This is a genomic window from Roseibium sp. RKSG952 (genome assembly GCF_009711355.1).
Map to the genome: position 1 here is coordinate 1 of NZ_SMMF01000442.1, position 1,017 is coordinate 1,017.

Genomic DNA, 1,017 nt, shown 5'->3' on the forward strand with positions numbered 1-1,017 from the left:
TGCGAAGGGGTTCATTCTACTTCCCCGCAGAAGGGTTGTTGAGCGTACCTTTACGTGGTTTGGCAGAAACTGCAGGCTTTATAAGGATTGTGAGCGGACCCTGAAAACAGCACAGCCCATGCTTTACCTCGCCAGTATTAACATGATTTTGCGTCGATGCTTACGAAAAAGCAACATATGATTAGCATCTCGGATGGAATCTTACGCTGTACATGTAGTGTTTGTATATGCTAAATAGTTTTGAAAAACTCGCGGAGTTCATAGGGTCGGATTGTTTTGGTAATGGCATCATCGCCCACCCTCAGATCGAACCATCGCAAGACGTTCCTTCAATGTCTACGCTGAACAACATCGGATTCTCAAACGTAAATAACAATCCAAGCTGTAACAATAACTAACCGAGATTACATCAAAATAGAAAAATCATGAAAAACTCCATAAAAAAAAATAGTTCACGTCATTCAATGATTTTTATTGTTATAACAATAGCAATTACATCTCTAGGAAATGGTATTGTTACGCCTGTATTGCCGTTTCTTATAAAGGAATTATCTAATTCTAGTGTTTCATCTGCTGCTTCATGGGGTGGGTTACTAGTAAGCGTTTACGCAATTGTTTTATTTTTCGCAAGCCCCGCGATCGGCAGTATGTCGGATATTTATGGTAGGCGGCCTTTTTTAATCTATGCTTTACTACTATTGTCCATAGATTATGTAATAATGGCTATTGCACCAAACTTATTGATTTTATTCATTGGACGAATTGCATCAGGCCTTGGAAGTGCCACGTTTGCGGTAGCCACCGCCTATATAATTGATGTTTCACACCCTGAAGATCGCATTAAGAACTTTGGTTTAGCTGGCGCTGGAACAAGCATTGGTATAGCTGCTGGGCCTGCGATAGGCGGGTTGGTGGGAGAACTTGGCACTCGAGCACCATTCTATGCTGCATCCTTTATTGTATTAGCAACACTAATTTATGGATTTTTGGTTTTACCTGAAACATTACCGAAAAACA

At 40.6% G+C, this 1,017-nt stretch carries 1 protein-coding gene and 1 pseudogene; both read left to right on the forward strand.

Going from position 1 to position 1,017, the window contains the following annotated elements; translation table 11 throughout:
• Positions 1-181 (forward strand): annotated as a pseudogene (locus tag E1297_RS01455) (IS5/IS1182 family transposase); the annotation flags it as partial.
• 244 nt (positions 182-425) lie between these two features.
• Positions 426-1,017, forward strand: a 592-nt coding sequence (locus tag E1297_RS01460) for an MFS transporter (protein WP_155132977.1), incomplete at its 3' end; no start/stop codon positions are given.